Consider the following 20,187-nt stretch of genomic DNA (forward strand, 5'->3'; position numbering starts at 1 on the left):
AAAAAAAAGCTGAACAGTGACACCATTGTTCAGCTTTAATTAATCCTTCAAGAATATCCGTAACGGTTATTCAGGACTAGACAATCTTATTAATTTAAATTTTCAAGAAGAGAATCCATTTCTTCAACTTTTTCCTCATTCCCTAATTGGGTATAAATATTCTTAGCTGTTCTTACAGCTTCAACATTAGAATTATCCTTTGCTATAATAGCTTCAAGATATGGAACGGCCTCTTTATAAACATCATTACGTTCTTTTTGTAACTCTTCATATCGTTTATTATCATCCTGGCCCATCCCCAGATTGTTCATTTCTTCAATGATTTCTCTTTCTTTGCTCAATACAAGGGCAACAATATTTAGCTTTGCTTCAGTCATATCAGGATCAAGTTCAATAGCCTTCTCATAATAGCTCATGGCTTTTTCCTTGTTACCAAGATCGGCACTATTCACACCAAGGTTATAGTATAAAGAAGCATTGTCTGGAGCCAACTCTATAACTTCTTCCATTATTTCGTTATACTTTTCTTTCTCACCCATGTTATAATACATATTAGCCTCTGCCTGCATTAGTTCTATATCATTAGGATTTTCACGTTTTGCATCTTCCATTGCTGCAATTGCTTCATCGTATTTCTCCTCACTGATGTAGATCCTGGCAATAAGACTGGCGATATCACCTTTTTTAGAAGGAATTTTCCTTACTGAAGGGTCTGAATAGTTTCCGGTTTTTACCATAAGATCCATTTGTTCCTTATTGGCCATCATTTCCTCTTCTCCTGTTTCAGTATTAACAGCTATATATTCTGCTCCCGAACCGTCATATCCTTCTTCTTTTAAAATATTAAGATATTCTAAGCCCATGTCATAATCGCCTGCCTGTACTGCATTATTTGCAGCATAATATAAATGAATAGTATCTTTTTTTCCACTTAATTGGTAACTGGTGTGTAATTTTTCAGCAGCTTTGGTAAATTCCTGAGAATTTTGGTCGTTAATAGCTCCCTGAACAAGACTATTCCTCACAGCAACCAAACCATCCTGAGCCTCTTCAGCTCCCATATCTGCTGCTTTCTGAAAAGCCTGTGCAGCAGTATTTAGATCTTCAAGAGAAACATTTTCTCCCGAACCTAAATAAGCCTGACCTTTGTAGAGATAAAATCTTTCTGTCCATTTGTCGTTAGCCTCAGAAAGCAGGGGTTCTGCCTGGCTTATGGCTTGTTGTGCCTGAGAATAATTGCCATCTTCGACAGCATCTCCCGCGTCTCTTATTTCACTTTTTTGTGCAAAGGCTGTCAGCGATAAAATTGACAGCCCTAAAGTCAAAATATTAGTCTTCATTGTTTTTGGTTTAATGATTTTTATTTATTCTTCACTATCGTCAGCAATAGTTGTGCCATTGCTTTCCGGATTAGTAGGCTCAGGCGTTTCAGCATCTGCCATTGCATCTACGTCATCTTCATCACGAAGGACTTTGGCTACCGCTGCAATAGAATCTTTACCTTTAAGATTTATAAGCCGAACTCCCTGGGTAGCACGACCCATAACTCTCAGATCTGCCACACCCAACCTTATTGCAATTCCAGATTTGTTAATAATCATTAGATCATCCTCGTCTGATACATTTTTAATAGCAACCAAACCTCCTGTTTTTTCAGTTACGGAAATAGTTTTGACTCCTTTTCCTCCCCTGTTCGTGATCCGGTAATCTTCAAGGCTGGAGCGTTTGCCATAACCATTTTCTGAAACCACCAGGATATTTGATTCCATATCGTTAACAGAAATCATTCCCACGACTTCATCTTGATCATCAGCCAATGTAATACCTCTAACTCCGGAAGCATTTCTTCCCATTGGACGAGTTTTCCATTCTTCAAAACGGATGGCTTTACCACTTCTTACAGCGAGCATTACCTGGCTTTCACCATTAGTCAACCTTGCTTCCAGAAGTTCGTCATCCTCTTTAATAGAAATGGCATTTATACCATTAGCGCGCGGACGTGAATATTGTTCCAGGGAAGTTTTTTTCACCTGACCTTTCTTGGTGGCCATAATGACATAATGCTTGTTCACATAATCCTCATCTTTAAGATCCTGTGTACATATAAAGGCTTTTACTTTATCATCTGGTTCAATATTGATAAGATTTTGAATAGCCCTTCCCTTAGAGGCTTTACTTCCTTCAGGAATTTCGTAAACTCTCATCCAGAAGCATTTACCTTTTTGAGTAAAGAAAAGCATGTATTGATGATTTGTTCCGGAAAAAAGGTACTCCAGAAAATCTTCATTCCGGGTGGTAGAACCCTTTTGCCCTACTCCTCCTCTATTTTGAGTTTTATACTCGGTAAGGGATGTCCTCTTTATGTATCCTGCATGAGAAATAGTAATTACTACCTGTTCATCAGGTATCATATCCTCAATACTTAGATCACCTCCTGCATATTCTATTGTTGAACGACGCTCATCACCATACTTCTCCTTCACTTCAAGAAGCTCATCCTTAATCACCTGCATTCTTCTTTCCTTTCTTGCAAGAATGTCCTTAAGATCTTCAATCGTCTTTAATATTTCATCATACTCGGCACGAAGCTTATCCTGTTCAAGACCGGTAAGTTGTCTCAATCGCATTTCTACAATTGCCCTGGCCTGAATTTCAGTAAGTTCGAAACGTGTCATTAATTTCTCCCGAGCCTCTTCAGCATTACCCGAAGACCTTATAAGAGCAATTACTTCATCAATATTGTCTGAAGCAATAATTAAACCTTCGAGTATATGTGCTCTGTCTTCTGCTTTCTTAAGTTCATACTCAGTTCGTCGGACCACAACTACGTGACGATGTTCCACAAAGTGGTAAATAATATCCTTTAGGTTAAGCATTTCAGGACGTCCATTTACAAGTGCAATATTATTTACACTAAAAGAAGACTGTAGCGCAGTATGCTTGAACAAGGTATTAAGGACAATATTTGGAATAGCATCCCTCTTAAGCTGATAAACAATACGCATTCCGTTTCGATCGGATTCATCCCTGATCAGGCTTATACCTTCAATTTTTTTATCGTTAATAAGGTCAGCAGTTTTTTTGATCATATCTGCTTTATTGACCTGGTAAGGAATTTCCGTCACAATAATACTCTCCCTTCCATTTACCTCTTCCAAAGTAGATTTGGCACGTACAACCACACGGCCACGACCTGTCTTAAAAGCTTCCCTTACACCATCATAACCGTAAATTGTACCACCAGTAGGAAAATCAGGAGCTTTGATATGCTCAATTAACTCATCTATTTCTATATCGTGATTCTCAATATATGCAATGGTACCGTCTATAACCTCTGAAAGGTTATGAGGTGCCATGTTGGTTGCCATACCAACAGCGATACCACTTGCCCCATTAACCAGAAGGTTTGGAATTCTTGTAGGTAAAACTACAGGTTCATTAAGAGAATCATCAAAGTTTAGCTGGGTATCAACTGTTTCTTTATCGATATCTGCCAGCATATCCTCACTTATCTTGCGCATTCTGGCTTCGGTATATCTCATTGCTGCAGGACTATCACCATCTACAGAACCAAAGTTACCCTGGCCATCTACAAGTTGATAGCGCATACTCCATTCCTGAGCCATTCTCACCATGGTATCATATACAGAAGAATCACCGTGCGGATGGTATTTACCTAAAACTTCCCCAACTATCCTAGCCGATTTTTTATATGCTCTGTTGGAGAGAACTCCCAGTTCATACATCCCAAAGAGAACCCTTCGGTGTACTGGCTTTAAACCATCACGTACATCCGGAAGAGCACGTGACACAATGACCGACATCGAATAATCGATGTAAGCCGATTTCATTTCATCTTCAATGTTGATAGGAATTAATTGTTCTCCTTCAGCCATATTAAAAAAGTTTATTTTATTTCAAAATTCTAACAGGGCAATTTACGCATTTTCCTCATGTTTTATGCCGCATTAGCCGCTTCTTTACGTATATTTTATTAACAAATTTTTAGTGCACTTTCGTTAATAAGTTCGTTATTTTGAATTTTGATTAATGGAAGTAATTTCGTCAATTAGCTTACGACTGATCTTAGGTACAGTTTTTGAATTCTAATGATTAGTAATTTAATGAGAGAAAGGAAAATAACATGGATGATAATTTTTCGCCAAGAGTAAAAGATGTAATTTCTTACAGTAAGGAAGAAGCATTACGACTCGGCCACGACTTTATAGGGACAGAACATCTTATGCTTGGTTTGCTGCGTGACGGTGATGGTAAAGCAATAGAAATATTAAATGCACTTGATGTAGATCTTAGTCATTTAAGAAGAAAAGTAGAAATATTAAGTCCTGCCAATCCTGGTTCAGGATCAATTTCTAACGAAAAGAAAAATCTTCACTTAACAAGACAGGCAGAGCGTGCGTTAAAGACAACTTTTTTAGAAGCAAAGCTTTTTCAAAGTACGTCTATAAATACCGCACACCTGTTATTATGTATTCTAAGAAATGAAAACGATCCTACCACGAAGCTTTTAAACAGGCTTAAGATCGATTATGACGGAGTTAAGGATCAGTTTAAATATATGATTGCCAATGATGAGGATGACTTTTCTGATATTCCTTCTGCAGAATCCTTCTCTGATGAAGGTGATACAGATGATGCTACCAAGGACAATCCATTTAGTGGCGGAGGTGGTAGCGGACCTGGCAAAACTTCAAAGAAATCTAAAACCCCGGTACTAGATAACTTTGGCCGTGATTTAACCGCAATGGCTGAGGCTGACAAGCTTGATCCTGTAGTAGGAAGAGAGAAAGAGATTGAACGGGTCTCACAAATTTTAAGCAGACGTAAAAAAAATAATCCGCTTCTTATAGGAGAACCAGGTGTCGGTAAATCTGCCATAGCTGAAGGTTTGGCACTAAGAATTGTAAAAAGAAAAGTATCTCGTATTCTTTTTGATAAACGTGTGGTAACATTAGATCTTGCAAGTCTGGTTGCAGGCACCAAGTATCGCGGGCAATTTGAGGAACGAATGAAGGCTGTAATGAATGAGCTGGAAAAGAATGAAGATATTATTCTTTTTATAGACGAAATTCATACAATAGTTGGAGCTGGCGGCGCTACAGGTAGTCTGGATGCAAGTAATATGTTTAAACCGGCTCTTGCAAGAGGGGAAATTCAATGTATTGGAGCTACCACTCTTGATGAGTACAGGCAATATATTGAAAAGGATGGTGCCCTGGAAAGAAGATTTCAGAAGGTAATTGTTGAGCCTACTACGGTAGAAGAAACAATAGAAATCCTTAACAATATTAAGAACAAATATGAAGAGCACCATAACGTAGCTTACACAGATGAAGCGATAGAAGCCTGTGTGAAACTTACAAACAGGTACATGACCGATCGTTTCCTTCCCGACAAGGCTATTGATGCTTTAGATGAAGCAGGTTCGAGAGTTCATATTATAAACATAGACGTTCCTAAGCAAATTCTTGATTTAGAACGAAAGCTTGAAGAAGTAAGGGAGAATAAAAATTCCGTCGTTAAAAAACAGAAATATGAGGAGGCTGCCAAACTTCGGGATGACGAGAAAAATCTGGAAAAAGAACTAAGCCTGGCGCAGGAAAAATGGGAAGAAGAGTCGAAGAAACACAAAGAAACTGTTAGCGAAGATAGTGTTGCTGACGTGGTTTCAATGATGACTGGTGTTCCTGTAAATAGAATTGCACAGACAGAAAGCAATAAACTGGTTGAACTGCCTAATAAAATTAAAGGCAAGGTAATAGGACAGGATGACGCCGTATCTAAAGTTGTAAAAGCTATACAAAGAAACAGAGCTGGTCTTAAAGATCCTAATAAACCAATTGGCTCCTTCATTTTCCTTGGCCAGACAGGAGTTGGTAAAACACAATTGGCAAAGGTACTGGCCCGGGAATTATTTGACAATGAAGACACTCTTATCAGAATTGATATGAGTGAATATATGGAGAAGTTTGCTGTATCAAGATTAATTGGAGCACCTCCGGGATATGTAGGATACGAAGAAGGTGGACAACTTACTGAAAAAGTTAGACGTAAGCCTTACGCCGTAATTCTTCTTGATGAAGTTGAAAAAGCACACCCCGATGTATTTAATATGTTGCTTCAGGTTCTTGATGACGGATATTTAACAGATAGCTTAGGTCGTAAAATTGATTTTAGGAATACTATCATTATAATGACCTCCAACATTGGAGCACGAAAACTGAAGGATTTTGGACAGGGCGTTGGTTTCGGAACTGCCGCAATGAAATCTCAGGTAGATCAGAACACCAGAGGAGTTATTGAAGGTGCGCTGAAAAAAGCTTTTGCTCCGGAATTCCTAAACCGTATTGATGATGTTGTAATTTTTAACTCTTTAGAAAGGGAAGATATTCATAAAATTATTGATATAGAACTGGCCAAATTGTACGGACGTATTGGAAGTCTTGGTTATACCTTAAAATTAACAGACAAAGCAAAAGATTTTATTGCGGAAAAAGGGTTTGATAAACAATATGGTGCAAGACCTCTTAACCGGGCAATTCAGAAATATATTGAAGATGCACTTGCTGAAGAAATTATTACGGCTCATGTAAATGAAGGAGACACTATAATGATGGATCTTGATGAAGAGAAAAATGAGCTAACGATAAATGTTGATAACACCGTTAAGGAAACTAAATCCTAATCTTAAACTTAGTTTATATTAAATAGAAGCCGTCTCATTTACCAAAGTGGGACGGTTTTGTTTTTTAACTATTGTCCCGTGTCCTAAAATAGAGCTACACTTAAATGCTAGTGTAAAGAAAAAACCAACAAAGACAGGATATCTGAAATGCACCAAAAAAAATTACTCAATTTCTTATAAACAATAAGTTGTTCAGGAAACACGTTAAATCTTAATGAGGAAAAACAAGTAAAAATAACGGTGACAAAGCACCTGAACAGAAAATACTTGAACCGGAATCAAAATTAGAGCTGCTAAAAAAGCACAGGGCTAAAGCTGAGCACTCTACCGAGCGGATAAGAAGGCAATCATCTGCGACATGCTCTATCTATTTTATAAAGATCCAGATTTCCTTTTCGAGGATTAAAATATACTTTTATATATTGAATTGACTTCCTAAAATGTTCTGTATAAATGTTGCCCAAATCCCTTCCTTTACTCTACATGTGTAATTGTCTGCTCTTTAATCGCCTCTATAGCTACTTTAGCCTTGAAAGATGCACTATACAAAAAGAAGAGCAGCTGCAGCCATAAAACAAAAAAGCTGAATCAAATAAATGAGACAGCTTCTTTTTTATGTGATAACGTCTTTTGACTGAAATAAGATAGATGAATGATGTTAAGCCTTTATTCTAACAGGCATTACAAAATTTTCAAATTTGCTCTCCATAGAGGATTTGATTTTCCTGTAGTTTAGCCTGCTTTTAATATAAGCCCTCACATCCTTATTTTCGCATTCAATAAGCAAGACTACCAATTCTTTGTCATCATTTAAAGTTAAAAGAACGTTGGTGACCACATCCTCCTCCAGTTTCAGGTCGTGATCCTTAAGAAGCTTTTCAATTTCATTTTTTACAGCACTGGGATCTTCTGTAGTAATCTTAGCATTTACAGATAATACGCTGCCGACGCAAAAAATGAACATCAGCATTAAAAAATTAATTCTTTTCATAATAAATAAAATTTAAAGGTTATACGTAAAAGACTGACCTTCAGTATTCATCGTTACAGAAGTATCCCTAATTCACAAAGTTTTAACGTTTAATGGGTTTTTTGATCTCCGTATTTTTTCAGGTTTCATTTCCGAACTTTTAAAACTGCAACATAGAAAAGAAAGATATCGGCGTGTTCAGAAGAGGAATAAAAAAAGGCTGCCCATTAGGGACAGCCTTTCACTTTCTGAAAAATATGTTATTCTAGGAAAGTACTTCCTGTACTTTATCTGCAGCTTCCTGGAATTGTACAGCACTGTGCACTCCCAGTCCGCTTTCATCTATCAATTTTTTGGCAACATCTGCATTAGTTCCCTGTAACCTTACGATAATTGGAACATTTATGGCATCACCCATATTTTTATAAGCATCTACAATACCTTGTGCAACACGATCACAACGTACAATTCCACCAAAAATATTTACAAGAATAGCTTCTACTTTTTCATCTTTAAGAATTAGGCGAAAAGCCTCTTCAACTCTTTTGGCATCTGCCGTACCACCAACGTCCAGGAAGTTGGCCGGCTCACCACCTGCCTGCTTAATAAGATCCATTGTTGCCATTGCAAGCCCGGCTCCATTTACCATACACCCTACGTTTCCATCAAGTGCAACATAATTAAGTCCGACTTCCTTAGCCTCAACTTCAGTAGGGTTTTCTTCACGAATATCTCGCATTTCAGCATAATCCTTGTGACGGAAAAGTGCATTATCATCTAAAGTCACTTTTGCATCTACCGCCATAATTTTGTCATCACTGGTTTTTAAAACCGGATTGATTTCAAAAAGCGAAGAATCAGATTTATCAAAAGCAGTATAAAGAGAGCTTACAAATTTAACCATCTCTTTAAAAGCAGTACCGCTAAGGCCAAGATTAAAGGCAATTCTACGTGCCTGAAATCCTAAAAGTCCAACAGAAGGATCAATTTCTTCAGTAAAAATTAAATGCGGAGTTTCTTCAGCAACAGTTTCTATATCCATTCCACCTTCCGTAGAATACATAATCATATTGCGACCTGTAGAACGATTTAACAATACAGACATATAATATTCCTCTGGCTCGTTTTCTCCCGGATAATATACATCTTCAGCAACAAGTACCTGGTGTACCTTTTTACCTTCAGCACTGGTTTGTGGAGTTACCAGGTCCATCCCGATAATGTTTCGTGCAATTTCCTCAACCTCTTTAAGGTTTTTAGCAAGTTTCACCCCGCCACCTTTACCACGTCCACCGGCATGAACCTGTGCTTTAATTACGTGCCAGCCAGTTCCGGTCTGTTCGGTTAATTCTTTTGCAGCATTTACTGCCTCCTGCGCATTGTGAGCAACAATCCCTCTTTGGATTCGAACTCCGAAGCTATTCAGTATTTCCTTTCCTTGATATTCGTGTATATTCATAATCAGGTATTTCTTCTGTATTATTTATAGTTCACAAAAGTAACAAATACAATACTATTGTACCAATCTTTTTTAATTAACTCATAACCGCTCAAAAGTTTCTTAAAGACCAAAGCCCTACGCACCTCTAATTGTATGGCAGATATTTAAGCACCCCCCGTCAACTATATGGTTATCGTAACTTTCCCTGTCTATTTTGTTCTAACCAGGAATTCTCCCGTATTTTTGCGCTTTTAATTTTCTTGCATGAATAAAGCACTATTAGCTCTGGCAATTGGAGGATTTAGTATTGGAATGACCGAATTCGTGATTATGGGAATCCTACCGGATGTCGCCACTGCTCTCAATATCACAATTCCACAGGCAGGCCATTTCATTTCGGCTTATGCTCTTGGGGTTGTTGTTGGCGCTCCTTTGCTTACTGGAATAGGATCAAAATGGCCTGCACATAAAGTTTTAATGTTGCTTATGGTTTGGTTTACGGTGTTTAACACCCTTTCTGCCTTTGCCAATTCTTATCATTTATTACTTATTTCCCGCTTTTTATCTGGTTTACCTCACGGTGCTTTCTTCGGAATTGGAGCCGTGGTCGCAGGGCAACTTGCGAAACCAGGGAAATCTGCCCGGGCCATTGCCACAATGTTTACCGGGCTTACCGTTGCTAACGTCCTGGGAGTACCTTTTGGAACTTATTTAGGACATAACTATAGCTGGAACGTCTCGTTTATGGCTGTGGGTGTAGTCGGAGTTTTGGCAGTTCTGAGCATTAAATTCTGGATGCCGGAATTATCCCGTCCTTCCAACAACGGAATTATAAAAGATTTGAAAGTTCTGAAAAGACTGGAACTATGGATGGTAATATTACTTACTACCGTGGGAACAGGAGGATTTTTTGCCTGGTACAGCTACATAGCCCCACTAATCACAGAAGTTGCAGGTCACCCGGAAAGTATAGTAAGTTACGCCATGATTCTTGCGGGGCTTGGTATGGTGCTGGGTAACCTGATTGGCGCTAAACTTGCTGAAAAATTTTCTCCTATATATTCTGTTTTAATCAGTCTCGCTTTAATGGTGATTGTACTTATTGCCAATACTTATCTGGCTTCAGATAAAATTGCAGTCCTCGTGATGACCTTCATTATCGCAACGGTTGCCTTTACGCTTTCCACTCCTATTCAGATGGCGGTGATAAATTCAGCTAAAGGATCAGAAATGCTGGGTTCTTCCTTAAATCAGAGTGCTTTTAATATGGGAAATGCATCAGGTGCATATCTTGCAGGATTGCCAATCGCCTATGGTTATGGATTTACTTCTGCAGACTGGGTTGGAGCGGGAATGGCAGGGGCAGGTATCTTTATTGCAGTGGGCGTGATCTGGATTAGAAAAAGGAATACACAAAGAGCAGCGCTACAAACCTGATTTATATAACAAATTTACTGAATTGGTTATTTTTCAAATCCGGTTTGCCGAAAATCAAATTTCTCCTGTATTTTTGCCACCTCATAATTCAGAACAAATGAACAATCAAGACCTTTTAGCTGTAGCCGAAGAATTTGGAAGTCCGGTTTATGTATATGATGCCGAAAAAATTATTTCGCAATACAACCGGTTAACCAGTGCTTTTAATGTAGAAAAACTGCGTATACATTATGCAGTAAAAGCCCTGTCTAATATTTCTATTCTGAAGCTTCTAAACTCTCTTGGCTGCGGACTCGATACCGTGTCGATCCAGGAAGTAAAATTAGGTCTTGAAGCCGGCGTGGATCCTTCCCGGATCATCTATACACCAAACGGCGTTTCTCTGGAAGAAATTGAAAAGGTTGCCGCTCTGGGAGCGCAGATAAATATCGATAATTTATCCATTTTAGAACAATTCGGGACGAGACATCCTGAAACTCCGGTCTGCATCAGGATAAACCCTCATGTAATGGCGGGAGGTAATTCCAAAATTTCTGTTGGCCATATTGATTCGAAATTTGGCATTTCCATACATCAAATGCCGCACCTGCTTAGGATTGTAGAAAATACCGGCATGAATATCAACGGTATCCACATGCATACAGGAAGTGATATTTTAGACATTGGAGTATTTTTACACGCTTCAGAAATTCTTTTTGATGCGGCAAGGAATTTCAAAGACCTTGAATTTTTGGATTTTGGCAGCGGATTCAAAGTTCCGTATAAAGAAGGAGATATTGAAACAGATATTGAAGACCTTGGAGCGCAACTTACCTCAAAATTTGAAGCATTTTGCAAAGAATATGGTCGCGAACTTACGCTCGCTTTCGAACCTGGAAAATATCTTGTAAGTGAGGCCGGGAAATTCCTTGCAAAGGTCAACGTGATAAAACAAACCACCTCAACCGTATTTGCAGGAATAGATACCGGGTTTAATCACCTTATTCGCCCGATGTTTTATGGCTCACATCACCATATTTCGAATATTTCCAATCCTGAAGGCAAGGAACGCTTCTACTCTGTTGTGGGATATATTTGCGAAACAGATACTTTTGCCAGCAACAGGCGTATTGCTGAAATTACCGAAGGTGACATTCTTGCCTTCAGCAATGCCGGGGCTTACAGTTATTCTATGTCCAGTAATTTTAATTCCAGGTACCGCCCTGCAGAAGTTTTGTGGTATAAAGGTGAAGCACACCTTATTAGGAAAAGAGAAACTTTTGAAGATTTAATTAAGCACCAGGTTCCCGTAGATCTTGACATTAATGTGGAAAGTGCACAGTCTTCATAAGCCATAAATCGAACTGTAGGTCGATAATTGCCATTTTAGAGCAGTCTCTTTTTTCTGTTCTTACCTACTAAAAAGTTGAGGAATCTTGTAGAAGTATTTGCTCACCATACCTACAAGGTTCAAAAAAACCCTGCAGGAACATATAAAATGTAAATAAATCCTGTTTTCTATAATTTCTTCTGAAGTTTTCTTGAAAATACGTTTATTTCACCCGAAAAACCTTCAGTTTTAATAAAATCCTAACCTATTTCTTTTAAGCTATTCAGTATCTTAAGTGAAAAATCGGGAAATGAGCTACAAACTGGAAAAACAGGAAGACCTTAATGAAAACATCAATAGAATTGCTTCCGAAGAAATAGAAGCCTGTCTTACTTCACTCAAAAAGGCTGAAATTAACGAAGCAGTTCACGATATTCGCAAACGCCTGAAGAAACTCCGCGCCCTTGCAAGGCTCGTCCGGGACGAAATGGGCGAAAAGCAGTACAAGAAAATCAATATTTATTTTCGGGACCTGGGACGTGAACTGGCGCCAATCAGGGATCTTACCGCGAACATGGAAACGGTGGACAACCTTAAAGAAAGGTATGGTGATCATATCTATGTAAAATTTTTTGACAGCATCAAACAAGAATTAGAGAAAGAAAGAGACAAGGTCACAGAAGAGCTTCAGGAAAAAGATTTCTTTTCAGAATATCTTGTGGAAAAACTTGAAACTGCAAAGGAGAGATTAGAAGACTGGCCGGTGAAATCTACTGATATTGCAGTTATACTTCCCAGCCTGAAGAGGGTTTACGAAAGGGGAGCCGATGCCCTGGAGGAAGCTTATGCCAACCCTAATGCCGCAACTTTCCACGAATGGCGAAAAAGGGCAGAATACCTGTGGCATCATAGTGAATTGCTTCAGGACGTTTGGCCGGGATTATTTAAAACCCTGGAGGCAGAAATTCATCTTTTGGCAGATTATTTGGGCGACGATCACGATCTTATGGTTCTGGATGAAAAATTATTAAATAGCGATTTCAATTTTAAGGATGAAAAGCAAAAAGAAATGATTCATGCTCTAATCAAGGAATATAGCGACCATTTAAGGACTAATGCTGAGCTGCAGGGAGCGTTGATTTATGCTGAAAAACCTAAAGCCTTTAAAAACCGTATAAAAAAGTACCTAAAAATAAACTGGAACTAGAACAACTGCACGAAAATGGCAAAAACAAAGGCTCCGCTTTATTTTATCGCTCTTGTTCCTGATGATGAACTGGAAAATCAAATACGGAAGTTAAAAGAAGAGGTCAAAGAAAAGTATAATTCTGAAAAAGCATTGCGATTACCTGCACATATCACGCTTCAGATTCCATTTAAGATGGATGAAAAAAATGAAGATGTTGTTATTGAAGCTTTACAGGAAGTCGCCGTTAAAGCCGATGCTTTAAAACTACAATTATCGGGCTTTGGAAATTTTTCGGGTAGGGTAATTTATGTAAATGTATCTAATCCTTCGCCGGTCCTTCAGTTACATAAAAACATTCAGGAGATTTTAGCTTCAACAATCCGTATGGAAGATCGGGAAAAGAGTTCAGATATTCATCCGCATATTACTATTGCCACACGTGATCTTAGCCGGAAAGAATTCAAGAATGCCTGGCCGGAATATAAGAAACGTGACTTTAATGCTTCTTTTATGACCGAAAATCTTACGCTTTTCAAACATAATGGAAAAACCTGGGATGTTCTGAAGGAATTCGCTTTAGTAGATTAGCTTCAACAAAAGAAAAACCAGACTATTTTCTGATTTTACAATTTTTAGAATATCTTAGTGACTTCATCTTTTAAAAACTTCAAAAATGATCAAACCTACCGTTGCTTTTTTACTCCTTTTACTATTTACATCAATTACTAATGCACAAGATCAGGAATTTTACCAGTTAAAAATTTATCATTTCGAGGATGAAGCGCAGGTAGAGCGAACAGATGATTATCTTAAAAATGCTTATTTACCTGCTTTAAAAGAAACGGGAATTCAAAATATTGGAGTATTTAAACCTCGCCAGTACGAGGAAAACGACACCATTAAAAAAACTTATGTGCTTATTCCTTTTAATTCGCTGGAGCAATGGAAAAATTTAAATCAGGAACTTGGACAGAATCAAGACTTTCTCGATCAAGCTGAAAGTTTTATGAATTCCGCTTATGATGATGCACCATATCTTCGGTTTCAGTCCATCTTATTAAAAGCTTTTGAAGATATGCCGCAAATGCAGGCTTCTGCTTTAGAAGGTCCACGGGAAGGCAGGATTTACGAGTTGCGTAGTTATGAATCTCCAACAGAAACGCTTTTCCAGAATAAGGTGGACATGATTAACAACGGCGAAGTGGAAATATTTGATAAACTTGATTTTAACGCTGTTTTTTACGCTGAAGTCATTTCTGGACCAGACATGCCCAACCTTATGTACATGACCACTTTCCCCAATAAGGAAAGCCGTGACAAACACTGGAAACAATTTAGCGCTTCTGAAGACTGGGAGGAACTTAGTTCCCGACCTGAATATCCTTCTCAAAATGTTTCTCACGCAGATATTCTATTTTTATATCCAACAGCATATTCAGATTACTAATTCCTGAGTAGCCGTTATGGATGAAAGCTACTCAGCAGATCAGGAGTACGAACGCTTGGATTTTAGAAACGAGAAACTTCTTACTGAATATGAAAATTGCCATTTTAGAGGGTGCGTTCTTTCCAATCTGAATTTAGGAGAAGTTATCTTTTCGGAATGTGAATTTGAAGATTGTGATTTTAGTTCTTCAGCATTAAACGGAACTTCATTTAGAGACTGTAACTTCAAAAACTGTAAACTTTTAGGCCTAAGATTTGAAGAATGTAGTGATTTCCTGCTTTCCTTCAGTTTTGAAGCCTGTGACCTCAGTTTTTCTTCATTTTTTCAGCTTAAAATTAAAAAAACGAGATTTAATAACTGCAAACTGGAGCAGGTAGAGTTTTCAGGAGCAGATTTAACCGGTGCTATTTTTACGAATGCGGACCTGAGCAATGCTACCTTCCTAAATTCTAACCTTGAAGGCGCAGATTTTCGAAAATGTGAAAATGTTACGATAGATCCTGAAGAGAACAGGCTTAAAAATACCAAATTCTCACTAGAGAACTTACCGGGCCTTCTGACCAGATACAACCTAAAGATTTCCTAAAAAGTGGTATATCTTTTATAAAATGTACCTAACGCATTAGCAGGTTTCGAAAGCCTTACGTAACATTGTCCGTTACAGATGTTTCAACAAAAACGAAATAATTATATACCGGCGTGAGCGAAAAGATAAAAATCAGGAAAACCGAAGTATTATCAAACAGATGGGCTTTATTAAACGAAATAACTTACAATTTCCAGAGAAGGGATGGTTCCTGGGAAGTGCAGAACCGGGAAGCCTATGACCGGGGGGATGGTGCCTGTATTCTTTTATACAACAGGTGCACAAAAAAAGTAATCCTTACAAGGCAATTCCGTTTGCCAACTTATCTGAACAACAATCCCGGCGGCATGATGATAGAAGCCTGTGCCGGATTATTGGATAAAGATTATCCGGAAAAATGCATCATTAAAGAGACCGAAGAGGAAACAGGCTACAGAATTCCCAAAGCTGAAAAAATTTTTGATTCTTATATGTCGCCGGGGTCTGTCACAGAACTTATTCATTTCTTTATTGGTGAATATTCAGAAGACATGAAGGTGAGTGAAGGCGGTGGACTACAGGAAGAGCAGGAAGATATTGAAGTATTGGAAATGGATTTTGAAGAGGCCTATGCTAAAATAGCGAAAGGAGAAATTAAAGACGGCAAAACCATTATGCTCCTGCAGCATATGAAAATTCATAATATTATAAGCACTCCTGTGGAAACTAAACTGGTTCAGGAAGAAGAGCGCTAATCCTCTGATGCTGCTTTAACGAATTCTTAAACATGAAGACTTAGTTCTTTTGTATCTTCATAAAAAATCAGATTAAAATGTCCAAAGGCAAAAAGTTTCTCCTGTATCCCACGATAATCATTGTGGGAACATATTTTTTATTTCTTGGACTCTCAAAGGGGGAAGGCTTCTTATCTCCCTTCATAACTGCCGTTATCCTTTCACTCTTAATGCTCCCTCTGGCCAGAATCATGGAGCGAAAAATTAGCCGGTCTGCGGCATCTTTAATAAGCGCCTTCCTTATTTTTCTTGTTTCTGTTGGATTTCTGGCGTTAGTTTCTTTTCAACTTAAAAACTTTGTAGAGCAGTGGCCGGATATTAAGAAAACCATGAAACCCAAAATTGAGCAGTTAAAGGATTTTGCACAACAAAACACTCCTTTAAATGAGGAGCAACTTCAGATATCAGATTCCACAAGTAAATCTAAAAACACTGATATTCCTATTGTAGGAGGTTCTGAAGAAAATTCAGGAAAAAAAGCAGCCAGTTTTCTTGGTACGCTAACGGGAGCCATAGGTAATTACCTACTTACCTTCATCTATATTTTCTTTCTTCTTAACTACAGGCATAAACTGAATGAGTTCATTCTGCATTTATTCCCCAAGGAAAAGCGACAGAAAGTTAAGAAAGTTATTGCGAAGTGTACCAAAATTGCACCCCAATACCTGGTTGGAAGATTAATGCTTATAGCCTTTCTTGCAATTCTGTACGCTGTAGGTCTGGGAATATCCGGTGTTGATAACTTTGTTTTAATCAGTATTATTGCTGCATTTTTAAGTCTAATCCCTTATATAGGAAATATGATAGGGCTCGCCATGGCCATGGCTTTTGGTTATCTTACCTCGGGAGAAACGGGAGTTTTAATTGGAGTGCTAATTACCTTTGGAATTGCACAATTTCTGGAAAGTTATGTGCTGGAACCTTACGTGGTTGGCGATCGTGTAAATCTCCACCCCTTTGTTGTAATTCTGGTTGTAGTAATTGGCAACTTAATGTGGGGAATTGTAGGAATGGTATTAGCCATCCCGATTATGGCAATTATCACTGTAATTCTGCTTCATGTCCCTGCTCTAAAACCCTATGGGATTTTACTTAGCAAGGAACCTTTTCCGAAGGATCGATAGAGCAGTTTCCGCTAATATGAGAAGCATTTTTCCTGTTGAATTATGTAACTTGCGCCAAAATTTACTACACTTTTTGGCAGATGGAAAGCAAAAAACAAGTAGCAATAAGGACTACCTATTTCAGTATACTCGGGAATGTTCTGCTGGCCCTTGTCAAAGGTATTACAGGGATTTTCGGGAATTCTTATGCTCTTATTGCAGATGCGATAGAATCTACTACAGACGTCTTTTCTTCTGTTTTAGTACTGTTCGGGATAAGATACTCTACCAAGCCGGCAGACGAAAATCATCCCTATGGCCATGGAAAAGCCGAGCCGCTAATCACATTTGCAGTAGTCGGATTTTTGTTAGTTTCTGCTACCATTATTGCTTATGAAAGCATTATTAACATCCAGACACCGCATAAAATCCCGGAAAGATATACACTTATAGTTCTTGGAATTATTGTAATCATTAAAGAACTTTTTTATCGTTTTGTTTCAAAAAAAAGTGACGCTACCAACAGTACTTCTCTTAAAGCCGATGCATGGCACCACCGCAGCGATGCCATTACTTCCCTTATGGCTTTTGTCGGAATTTCCATCGCCGTTTATATGGGCAAAGGTTACGAAACTGCAGATGACTGGGCGGCTTTATTAGCTTCAGGATTTATCGTATACAATGCGTTTCTAATTTTTCGTCCTGCTTTAAGTGAGATTATGGACGAGCACCTTTATGATGATTTTATTGATGACATCAAAACGATTTCAGATTCTGTGGACGGTGTCATAGCTATTGAAAAGTGTTTTGTGAGAAAAGCCGGATTATTTTTCCATATTGATCTTCATCTCATCGTTAAAGGAGATATTACAGTTACTAAAGGTCATGCTATTGCTCATAACCTGAAAAATGAATTGCAGGAAAAATTTCCTGAAATTTCTGATGTGCTTATCCACGTGGAGCCAGATCAACAATATGTGTTGAAGTAGCGGGAACTTTAACTCCCTTGCCGAAAGATCAGGATTGAATTTATAATTCGGAAAGTAACAGTACCCTGATTTCAACCTTTAATTAGTTGTTTTCCAAAACTGAGGTTAAAAACTTACCTGTAGTTGTAATTTATATTAATTTGGCTTAAGAACTATTACATAGCCTATGCTATATTTATTACATCAACCCGAAGACCAGGAACAGGTAGAAGAAGAAATCTTACCACTACTTGAATCTGTAGAGGTTAAGACCGTCCCTTATCCACCAACAGAGCTGTCTCCCCTGGAAAATGATATAATTTGTTGCTATCTAAACAGTGAAGATTTACGTGACTTCCTGCCACAGGCATCCAAAAACGAATGGAAAGTGGGGATACTTCCACATCCCGAAAATACACATACAATAAAAGGTCTGGGCCTATCCAGCGATCTGGGAACAGCAATAGAAGAAATTGTAGAGACGGGAGAAACAAGACATTTAGACATGCTTTTCTGCAATAATATTCCAGTGTTTCAGTCCGTTAACATTGGTAATGTCTTTATTTTCTCAAAAGATAATAATTCAAATAATTTCTTTTCTGAAGTATATTCTTTTCTGAAAAATATCCGGAGGCTTTCTTCTCTTTCCCACCAGGCTTTTACAATAAGCGCTGGCGACGAGAAAATAATTACTACTTCTGCTCTTGGCATCATCGTGGTAGAACATCCATTGGGTTCAGTAGTAGCCAAGCGTTTAATTTCTGAAAACGCAATGAATGACGGGTTATTTAACACTCTTGTTCTTAGCCCTCAAAATCTCCTGGAACTTTTATGGTTCTTATTCCAGAGCCTGATCCCCCTTCAAAAAAAACTTAGTAATTTACCTCCTTTTATAGGACATCTGCGAACTGCCGAATTAAAAATTGACAATCCTGCTCCGGTGGAATTCACACTCGATGGTAAGAAGGAGGAAGCTAAGGAAATATTGTTTAGAATCCAGCAGGAGGCACTGTGTATACAGCAAGCAAGTATTTATTGCACCACCAAAGATGGACCTGAACAAAAAAAGAGTTTAAAAACGGAAGGCTTACCCACAGGAGAAAAACGGAAAGAATTAACAAAAAGAACAATTCCAATCCTTCCCAGAGCAACAGCTGAAGAGTTCCAGGACCTTTTTAAAGTTTTACGTGAAAACTCCAGAACCACATCTATTTACGTAGTGATGATGATTCTCTCTACGTTAATTGCCACCTTTGGACTTTTTGCAGATTCCTCTCCTGTAATTATAGGCGCAATGATCCTGGCTCCTATTATCGCCCCCATTGTTTCATTTTCTATGGGAATGGTAAGGTATGATACCCGAATGCTAAAACAGGGCATACTTACTATCTTAATAGGCACAGCTGTTTCGCTGCTATTTGCCGCAACAGTCAGTATTATAATTCCGTTAAAGATCACTACTTCTGAAATTGCTGCCCGTCTCTCCCCTACCCTATTGGACATGGGTATTGCAGTTGCCTCTGGTATTGCCGCAGCCTACGCCCATGCTAAAGAAGGAATTGCGAAAAGTCTTGCCGGAGTCGCAATTGCAGTTGCACTTGTCCCACCCTTAGCAGTAGCGGGAATTGGTGTGGGCTGGTGGGATTGGGAGGTTTTTTCAGGTGCTTTTTTACTTTACCTTACCAATCTTGCAGGAATTATAATGTTTGCCGGAATAACTTTTCTCGTACTTGGTTTTGCTCCTTTTAAAAAAGCGCGAATGGGCCTTGTCTATACATTAATAGTTATTGGGCTGGTGATGGTCCCCCTATCACTTTCTTTTAACCGAATAAAAAAAGAAGCTAATATTACTCAAAAGTTGGAAGGAACCACAGTGAATGAGGTGGTAGTAAGGGATGTAAGAGTAAGGTTTTCTGATACCTTACGCGTTTCCCTCACCCTGGTAAATTCGGAGACACTAAAAAGTGATGAAATCAGAAAAATAAAAATAAAGATTGAAGATGAGATTGGGGAACCTATCAACCTGGAAGTGCTCTCAGCCAGAGGTTTCTGATATTCAAAACGGCAGCATCCTGGTTTACCTTTCTGTAAGAAAAGAAGAGGTAATTGTTGAAGTGAAGAAAATGACTACAAAAAAGAACCATTCATTGTTAATTTCTTAAAAAAAAGGGTAATTATCGTCTGTTTTGTTTTTGAGCCGACTCACATTTTTATATGTTTGAACAAATCGAAATAATTAAAGAAACGAAATTATGCTT

At 38.3% G+C, this 20,187-nt stretch carries 15 protein-coding genes; 11 read left to right on the plus strand and 4 right to left on the minus strand.

Annotated elements, in window-relative coordinates; all coding sequences use genetic code 11:
• Positions 1-89: 89 nt before the first annotated feature.
• Both RM541_RS07200 and gyrA read right to left on the minus strand, forming a co-directional pair.
• Complete coding sequence (locus RM541_RS07200; RefSeq protein WP_311499539.1) at positions 90-1,340, minus strand: tetratricopeptide repeat protein; 1,251 nt, start codon at positions 1,338-1,340, stop codon at positions 90-92.
• A gap of 24 nt (positions 1,341-1,364) precedes the next feature.
• The gene (gyrA, locus tag RM541_RS07205) at positions 1,365-3,896 is read right to left on the minus strand and encodes a DNA gyrase subunit A (protein WP_311499540.1); all 2,532 of its coding nucleotides are present in this window, start codon (positions 3,894-3,896) and stop codon (positions 1,365-1,367) included.
• Between the two features lie 248 nt (positions 3,897-4,144).
• Between gyrA and RM541_RS07210 the strand changes: the two genes are divergently transcribed.
• Positions 4,145-6,706 carry an ATP-dependent Clp protease ATP-binding subunit gene (locus RM541_RS07210; RefSeq protein ID WP_311499541.1) on the plus strand — a complete coding sequence of 854 codons (2,562 nt, stop codon included), beginning with the start codon at positions 4,145-4,147 and terminating at the stop codon, positions 6,704-6,706.
• 658 nt (positions 6,707-7,364) lie between these two features.
• Here the strand turns inward: RM541_RS07210 and RM541_RS07215 are convergent.
• Both RM541_RS07215 and sucC read right to left on the minus strand, forming a co-directional pair.
• Positions 7,365-7,697, minus strand: a complete 333-nt coding sequence (locus tag RM541_RS07215) for a hypothetical protein (protein ID WP_311499542.1) — start codon at positions 7,695-7,697, stop codon at positions 7,365-7,367.
• Between the two features lie 244 nt (positions 7,698-7,941).
• On the minus strand, positions 7,942-9,135 hold the full coding sequence (gene sucC, locus RM541_RS07220; protein WP_311499543.1) for an ADP-forming succinate--CoA ligase subunit beta: 1,194 nt from the start codon (positions 9,133-9,135) through the stop codon (positions 7,942-7,944).
• A gap of 246 nt (positions 9,136-9,381) precedes the next feature.
• On the opposite strand from sucC, the gene RM541_RS07225 reads away from it, so the two are divergent.
• From RM541_RS07225 to RM541_RS07270, 10 genes are all read left to right on the plus strand, one after another.
• The gene (locus RM541_RS07225; protein ID WP_311499544.1) at positions 9,382-10,554 is read left to right on the plus strand and encodes an MFS transporter; all 1,173 of its coding nucleotides are present in this window, start codon (positions 9,382-9,384) and stop codon (positions 10,552-10,554) included.
• A 97-nt stretch (positions 10,555-10,651) separates the two neighbouring features.
• Positions 10,652-11,884 (plus strand): diaminopimelate decarboxylase, encoded by a 1,233-nt coding sequence (gene lysA / locus RM541_RS07230; RefSeq protein ID WP_311499545.1) that lies wholly within the window; start codon positions 10,652-10,654, stop codon positions 11,882-11,884.
• Positions 11,885-12,173: 289 nt separating this feature from the next.
• Positions 12,174-13,070: a CHAD domain-containing protein gene (locus RM541_RS07235; protein WP_311499546.1), complete on the plus strand. Its 897-nt coding sequence runs from the start codon at positions 12,174-12,176 to the stop codon at positions 13,068-13,070.
• Between the two features lie 15 nt (positions 13,071-13,085).
• Positions 13,086-13,640: a 2'-5' RNA ligase family protein gene (locus RM541_RS07240; protein ID WP_311499547.1), complete on the plus strand. Its 555-nt coding sequence runs from the start codon at positions 13,086-13,088 to the stop codon at positions 13,638-13,640.
• 85 nt (positions 13,641-13,725) lie between these two features.
• The gene (locus tag RM541_RS07245; protein ID WP_311499548.1) at positions 13,726-14,499 is read left to right on the plus strand and encodes an NIPSNAP family protein; all 774 of its coding nucleotides are present in this window, start codon (positions 13,726-13,728) and stop codon (positions 14,497-14,499) included.
• Positions 14,500-14,515: 16 nt separating this feature from the next.
• Positions 14,516-15,085 carry a pentapeptide repeat-containing protein gene (locus RM541_RS07250; RefSeq protein WP_311499549.1) on the plus strand — a complete coding sequence of 190 codons (570 nt, stop codon included), beginning with the start codon at positions 14,516-14,518 and terminating at the stop codon, positions 15,083-15,085.
• A gap of 113 nt (positions 15,086-15,198) precedes the next feature.
• Entirely contained in the window at positions 15,199-15,819 is a 621-nt protein-coding gene (locus RM541_RS07255; RefSeq protein ID WP_311499550.1) for an NUDIX domain-containing protein, read from the plus strand.
• A 77-nt stretch (positions 15,820-15,896) separates the two neighbouring features.
• Complete coding sequence (locus tag RM541_RS07260) at positions 15,897-16,982, plus strand: AI-2E family transporter (protein ID WP_311499551.1); 1,086 nt, start codon at positions 15,897-15,899, stop codon at positions 16,980-16,982.
• A gap of 80 nt (positions 16,983-17,062) precedes the next feature.
• Positions 17,063-17,950, plus strand: coding sequence for a cation diffusion facilitator family transporter (locus RM541_RS07265; RefSeq protein WP_311499552.1), 888 nt, complete (start codon positions 17,063-17,065; stop codon positions 17,948-17,950).
• A gap of 166 nt (positions 17,951-18,116) precedes the next feature.
• Positions 18,117-19,982: a TIGR00341 family protein gene (locus RM541_RS07270; RefSeq protein ID WP_311499553.1), complete on the plus strand. Its 1,866-nt coding sequence runs from the start codon at positions 18,117-18,119 to the stop codon at positions 19,980-19,982.
• The last annotated feature ends 205 nt before the right edge of the window (positions 19,983-20,187 follow it).

Source organism: Autumnicola psychrophila (genome assembly GCF_031846645.1).
Classification (GTDB): Bacteria; Bacteroidota; Bacteroidia; order Flavobacteriales; family Flavobacteriaceae; genus Autumnicola; species Autumnicola psychrophila.